The organism is Komagataeibacter sp. NFXK3, from assembly GCF_054182245.1.
Genome location: NZ_JAPIVJ010000019.1, coordinates 23,106 through 29,527 on the forward strand (window position 1 = coordinate 23,106; position 6,422 = coordinate 29,527).

The 6,422-nt window shown below is 57.5% G+C and carries 7 protein-coding genes; 3 read left to right on the plus strand and 4 right to left on the minus strand.

All coding sequences use genetic code 11. From position 1 onward, the window contains the following. Window positions 1–240: 240 nt before the first annotated feature. Window positions 241–1,092: an alpha/beta hydrolase gene (locus tag OQZ28_RS15285; RefSeq protein WP_159264343.1), complete on the minus strand. Its 852-nt coding sequence runs from the start codon at window positions 1,090–1,092 to the stop codon at window positions 241–243. Window positions 1,093–1,226: 134 nt separating this feature from the next. Further along, on the minus strand, window positions 1,227–1,988 hold the full coding sequence (locus OQZ28_RS15290; RefSeq protein ID WP_159264345.1) for an SDR family NAD(P)-dependent oxidoreductase: 762 nt from the start codon (window positions 1,986–1,988) through the stop codon (window positions 1,227–1,229). Between the two features lie 101 nt (window positions 1,989–2,089). Between OQZ28_RS15290 and OQZ28_RS15295 the strand changes: the two genes are divergently transcribed. After that, on the plus strand, window positions 2,090–2,992 hold the full coding sequence (locus OQZ28_RS15295) for a LysR family transcriptional regulator (RefSeq protein ID WP_159264346.1): 903 nt from the start codon (window positions 2,090–2,092) through the stop codon (window positions 2,990–2,992). Between the two features lie 6 nt (window positions 2,993–2,998). Here the strand turns inward: OQZ28_RS15295 and OQZ28_RS15300 are convergent, their stop codons facing one another. After that, a complete protein-coding gene (locus OQZ28_RS15300; protein ID WP_159264348.1) occupies window positions 2,999–3,940 on the minus strand; it encodes an AEC family transporter in 942 nt (313 codons plus the stop codon). Window positions 3,941–4,039: 99 nt separating this feature from the next. On the opposite strand from OQZ28_RS15300, the gene OQZ28_RS15305 reads away from it, so the two are divergent. Next, window positions 4,040–4,927 (plus strand): LysR family transcriptional regulator, encoded by an 888-nt coding sequence (locus OQZ28_RS15305; protein WP_159264350.1) that lies wholly within the window; start codon window positions 4,040–4,042, stop codon window positions 4,925–4,927. Window positions 4,928–4,986: 59 nt separating this feature from the next. On the opposite strand, the gene OQZ28_RS15310 is transcribed toward OQZ28_RS15305, so the two are convergent. Continuing rightward, window positions 4,987–5,616: a LysE family translocator gene (locus tag OQZ28_RS15310; RefSeq protein WP_159264352.1), complete on the minus strand. Its 630-nt coding sequence runs from the start codon at window positions 5,614–5,616 to the stop codon at window positions 4,987–4,989. A gap of 197 nt (window positions 5,617–5,813) precedes the next feature. Between OQZ28_RS15310 and OQZ28_RS15315 the strand changes: the two genes are divergently transcribed. Next, entirely contained in the window at window positions 5,814–6,266 is a 453-nt protein-coding gene (locus tag OQZ28_RS15315; RefSeq protein ID WP_159264354.1) for an Lrp/AsnC family transcriptional regulator, read from the plus strand. Window positions 6,267–6,422 lie beyond the last annotated feature (156 nt).

Genomic DNA, 6,422 nt, shown 5'->3' on the forward strand with positions numbered 1-6,422 from the left:
AAGGAGACGGCTGGCTTCATTTTCCTCGCGATGGAATAATCCATCATCAGACAGCCCGAGATTCCGGGAAATACGATATTTGATGATTATTCATCGCCGAAGTATTGATCGCCTTCAGGACGTGAGCAGACAGAGACTGGACATTGCCGGTTCATTCGGTCGCGACTTGGCTGATTGCCGCCATAAGAAATGCCTGATGGTGGGGGACGCGCTATTCCATATTCCGGAAAAAGCGCTGTTCTATTTCAAGGAAGCAGTCCTGATCGTGGCCTCCAGCCAAGCACTAATGCGGGTAATGACCTCTGCCTCAATGCCAAAATAGCCGTGTGGCGTAAGCGAACCACAGTTCTTTTCAGACCGGGTTGTACCGCCTGCCACCATTAACACGGTGACTTCACGACTGCCTGTCATGGCTGCGCCAATTCGCTTTGCGTCCTGTGGCGGGGCAACATTGCATCGGTCATCGCGATTGGCGACAACGAGAACAGGCGCCTGCACCTTCTCTGGATGGGCGCTGAAAACGGTTTCCCCGCTGACGCCCATAACGGATACCGATTCAGTCAGCACGACACCGGCAATATCCCCTGAAGCGGCATGGGCCGCGCCATTGACGGCTGCAATGGCGCCCTGGCTTGTACCAAGTAGAAAAACAGGCCCTGAGTCCTGTCTATGCACGAAAGCGATGATATCCTCGATAAGTTGGGCATAACGCGCGGAACTACGCTGCCCTCGAAGATTGCGGTGACCAACTGTGTCCGGAATGAGAACCGCATAGCCGCGCTTGTTCCATGCCTTGCGCGTTCGCACGACGAAGTTGTCACCATGCCGGATGCGCCCGTCCTGCCCGAGGCCGATGTCACCTATGCCGCCCGGGAACATGATGATCGTTGCCTGTGGCCGGGCCGGAGAACCGAAGACGGCCCTGATAGACCCGCCAGCATTGAGAGGGATATTCATGACACGTTCATTGATACCCGGATCTACGATATTGGCAGTGATCCCCGGGGCAATGTGGTCGCTGGCATAAGCCACTATTGGCAGGAGCGCGCAGGCAGTCACCACGATCATCGTGCAGTGCAGGTATTTTGACATGGGCCTATGGAGACTGGTTATGATCATCTCATCCTGTGTCCGGGCCCACTATCGCTCATCGCCCGAAGACCAGACGTGGTCTCCGAGGCGCTTCGTATATCACTGTGGCGTTCCATTTGTGGAATGGCCAGCCTTCAGATGGCCTGACCGCCGGAGACTTCGATCCGCTGCGCGTTGACCCAGCGATTATCCTCGGACAGGAGCGAGGCGATCATCGGGCCGATATCATCGGGAAGTCCGGGACGCCCAAGTGCGGTGATCTCCGCGATATGACGGGCAATGTCCGGATTGTCCCGCACCATGCCCCCCGAGAAATCCGTCTGGATGGCACCCGGCGCTACCGTATTGACGGCAATGCGGCGTGGGCCGAGTTCCTTGGCCATGTAGTGCGTCATGACTTCCACCGCACCCTTCATGGCCGCGTAGGCAACCCTGCCGGGATAGGCGAAGCGTGTCAGGCCCGATGAGATGTTCACGATCCGGCCACCATCCGCAATCAGCGGCAGCAGGGTCTGCGTCAGGAAGAACGGCCCTTTGGCGTGAACGCGGTAGGCGGCGTCGAAATCCTCTTCCGTCACTTCGCCAAACAGCCCCTCATGGGACGTGCCGGCCATGTTGACCAGATAATTGAAACGCTCTGCTCCCCATTCGCCCAGCACCCGCCGGACTTCGTCGGCAAAGGCAGGAAAGGCGTGCGTGTCACCGGTGTCAAGTTGCAGGGCCACCGCGCGGGCGCCGCTGCGCCGGACATTCTCAACCACCTCATCGGCTGCGGATCTGTTGGTGTGGTAGGTGAAGATGGACGAGACGCCGCGTCGGGCGAGGGCCTCAACGGTGGCGCGGCCCAGTCCACGGCTTCCGCCGGTGACGATGGCAATGGTGTTTGTTGCAGGCATAGGAATCTCCAACTGGTGAGGGACCAATCTTGGTCACACCATCGGCCGTTCGATAAGACAGCACTTTCGGTCAGCATTGTTTTGCGGCATGGAATAATCCCATGGACAGGCTTGCCACACTCGACCTCTTCGTCCGCATTGTTGACCGCAGCAGCTTCAGCGCCGCGGCAGCCGATTGCGGCGTCTCCCGCCCGGTTGCGACCGCTGCGATCAAGGCGCTGGAGCAAAGGCTCGGCACCCGACTGCTGCAACGCTCCACCCGCCACGTCAGGCCTACCGAGGAAGGCGCCGCCTATTATCGCCGGTGTGTGGCGATCCTGGCGGACCTTGAAGATGCCGATCGTGGTGCGAGTGGGGCTGTAGCCGGTCTGTTGCGCGCTGACGTCATTGGCCGTCTGGCGCGCATGATCCTGCTGCCAGCGCTGCCGGCCTTCCTTGCGCGCCATCCGGCGCTAACCGTTCATCTTGGCGAGGGCGAACGGTTTGTCGATCTGGTGCGCGAAGGGGTGGATTGCGTGGTCCGGACCGGAACCCTGCCGGATAGCGACATGATCGCCCGGCCGCTGGGCGTGATGGAAGAGGTGACGGTCGCCAGCCCGAACTATCTGGCGCGGCACGGAACGCCTGCCTCCCCCGACGATCTGCAGGGGCATCAGATGATCGGCTTCGTATCCTCACGCACCGGCCAGCCCCTGCCACTGGAGTTTACGCGCGGAGATGAAGTGATCGAGGTCTCGCTTCCCGCACGCCTGCTGGTCGGCGGCGTTGATACCTATGCCGAAGCGGCCAGGCTTGGCTTTGGCCTTGTGCAGGTTCCGCGCTATGGCTTTGAGGATGACCTTGCAAATGGCACACTGATTGAAGTCTTCCCTGATTTCCCACCCACGCCAACGCCGGTTTCTGTGCTTTATCCGAGCAACAGGCAGCTTTCCCCGCGTGTACGGGTGTTCGTGGATTGGTTGGTGGAAATTATTGGCCCGCGACTTCATCGACAATGCGCGTAAGCGTCCCTATGCGGGTGCAAAGGCGAGATAGAGCGAGATTGTTGCAATCGAGAACACGGTGGAGGCGAGGACGACACGTCCGGTAAGGGCAGCTTCCCGGTCATAGAATTCCGCCAGCATGAACGAGCCGGTTCCTGTCGGGAGTGCGGCAAGAAGCACGGCAATATGTGTCATTGCTGGCGGCAAATGCAGCACGGGCGCTGCGATGATCCATGTAACCAGAGGCTGGGCGATCAGCTTCAGGCCGACAAGAATGGCAGCAGTCGACGGGCGTGCAGACGCAGCACCGGCCGAATTTCCGGCAAGGAACAGACCGAGGGCGATCAGGGCGCAGGGGGATGCAGCCCCGCCGAGAAGCTTCAGGAAGGCATGAACCGGTTCCGGCAGGTGGCCACCGGATACCATGACAAGGCCACCAAGTGCTGGCGCCACCAGCAAAGGATTTTTCACCAGCGAAAAGAGCGTTTTCGCAACGATGTCGCGCGGTCGTGCTTCGGTCTGCAGTCCGGCCTCGATCAGAACAATCGCTATGACAAACAGCACACAGACCGTTACGATCGTGGCGATGAGCGTCGGCGCCATGCCGGTAACGCCGACAAGAGACAGGACAAGCGGGAAACCGACGAACCCTGTATTGGCATAGCTCGCGTTCAGTCCGTCAATGGCGGCATCGGCAAGATGATGTCCCGTCGACACCCGCCACCACAGCGTCCCGGCAAACACGATAAAACAGCCGAGCGTGAACGCCGCAATGAATCCCGGCTCCCACAGATCGGTCATTTTTGCATTCGCCACGATGTCGAATAGCACCGCGGGCAACGCAAGATAGACTACGAGCCGATTGACCTCGCGCGTGGCATTGGGACCCAGCGCACCCGATTTGCGTGCGATCCATCCGGTGAGGATGAGGGCAAAGATAGGCAGGACGATCAGCAGATTGTTCAGCATCAGGGATCTCGGGCGGTCAGCAAAAGCGTGACGCTACCGGACGCTATTGATATAATCCAATGCTCATATGGTTCACGATTAATGCTGTCAGGGTATCAGATGGACACGCGGCATATGCGGTATTTCATGGCTCTGGCGGAGACGCTTCATTTCGGTCGGGCCGCCGAGCGGATGAACATGAGCCAGCCGCCGTTCAGCCGCCAGATTGCGATGATCGAGCGCACGTTGGGCGTGAAGCTGTTTGAACGAAACTCGCGCAACGTGGCGCTGACCCCGGCCGGGGAACACTTCATGAAAGACTGCCGAAACGTGCTGGGGCAGTTTGAGGACGCCTGTCGTGATGTCAGGCTGGTCGCCAGCGGCATGAAAGGCGAGATGCGGTTTGGATTCATGATGCATGCCGCCCACAGTGTCGTGCCGCAACTCGTGCAGCTTTATGCAGAGGCGAGGCCGGACGTCCGCCTTGTGCTTGATGAACGCACGCCGACAGAAATCGATGAGATGCTGGTGGCTGGAACACTGGATGCCGCCGTAACATTTGACTGCGGATATGCGCCACACCTGCAGACCGTGCTGCTGGCCAGGGAACGGTTACGCATCATCATGCAAAAGGACCATCCCCTTGCCACGACCGGGCAGATTGGTCCTGAGGGACTCCGCGAGGAGAAGATCATCGCGGCACCTGCCGCGACGGCGCCGGCTCTGCGATCCGCGATCAACAGCTATTTTTCGGCCAGGGGAATTGTCCCGCATGTCGTGCTTGAACCGCGGTTGCAGCACACGATCATTCAGCTTGTTGCAAAAGGGTTGGGCGTAGCCCTCATCCCCGCATCGCTGTGTACCGAACTGGGGGCAGGGCTGATATCACGGGCTTTGACAGATGCGCCTCAACTTGACGTTGTCCTTCGCGCGCCGATCACTACAAAAAACCCCGCAGTCTCGACATTTATGGAAATCGGTAAATCGATACAACGGGCTTTACTCTAAATCCACGAAATCTATGCAGGAAACCAGTTTCCAATATCTTCGCTCTCCATATTCCATCGTCATGAATGAAGTAATTTTATGATGTCTTCCGATGCCAGACCCAGACCAAGCATAATCATGATCACTCCGGATATGTAGCCGGTCACGATGGATGCTCTGGGGCGGCTGCTTAATATTGTCCGCGCGCCAGATCCGACCATCAGATAGATGGATACGCAGTTTATTGTATGAATGATGCCCAAGATCCCGATCTTTAAAAAAATCGGCCATGATGAACCTGGATTTGTAAACTGGGGCAGAAGGGTGAGAAAAAACAGAAGAGCCTTTGGGTTCAGGCCACTGATGGCGAACCCTTTGGTAATCCAGCGTCGCGCACCAGTTTCCCGTTCATGTCCCTCTTTTGGCAAGGGAGGATGACGCAGCAGGGAAATGCCCAGTTTTATGAGATAGGCCGCGCCTGCAAATGTCAGAATGGTGATCGCAAGCGGCATGCTGGCGACAAGCGCACCGATACCGCCCGCGACTGTTCCGGTAATGGCGATATATCCCAGGAACAGACCGAACACAGCGGGAACGACTGCGGCATGATCACGTATTCCGGCAGAAATGACATACGCCCAGTCAGCACCAGGAGTTGCGGCAAGGAGGATGGAGATCGTCCAGAAGGCAAGAAGTGTATGCAAATTCATCGAAAATGCGTCGCTTTACAAGAAAACCCACAGGGATACCAAGGTGTTTTCATGGTCTCCGGTTACGCTCCGGATCGGATGGGAGAGATGGCAGGATAGCGCGGACCAGCGGGCATGGGGTTGCGTTTATGCCAATTGAACCATCAATATCTGGCATTCAATTGCGCTAGTGCACTCATTCCTGATATAAGATGCCAATGAAACTGGATGCGATCGATCGGCGTATTCTTCGTGTTCTTCAGGAAGATGGACGCTGCCCCAACAATGAGCTTGCCAGGCGCGTCGGGCTTTCTCCATCGCCATGCCTGCGCCGCGTGCGGCTGCTGGAAGAAAGTGGCGTCATCGAGGGGTATGTCGCCGTCGTTGATCCCGCGAAAGCTGGGTTTGGTGTGACGGCTTTTGTCAGGATATGGCTGACGGGAGAAGACGAGAGACAGTCCGAGCATTTCGTCGAGGAAATTGGGAAGCTTCTGCAGGTGACGGAAGCGCATGTCCTTGCGGGAGATTGTGATTTCCTGTTGCGCGTTGTTGCAGAAGACCTTCCAGGACTGAGACGTTTTCAGAGTGAACACCTTGCACGGATCAAAGGCGTGCGGAGTATGAAGACCGACATCCCTCTCCTGAAGGTCAAGAACGCAAGCTTTGCATAAGATATCTCACCCATCATGCTGGAGATGATGAGAGTGTCCGATCTTCTGTGTATAATTGATCTGGTCCATACTTCACCGAAAGGAAGTATGAATGACCATCTCGAAGGAACTCCTGGACGAATTGCTGACGGGCGTGAAGCGTCCTGAAGACCTGCT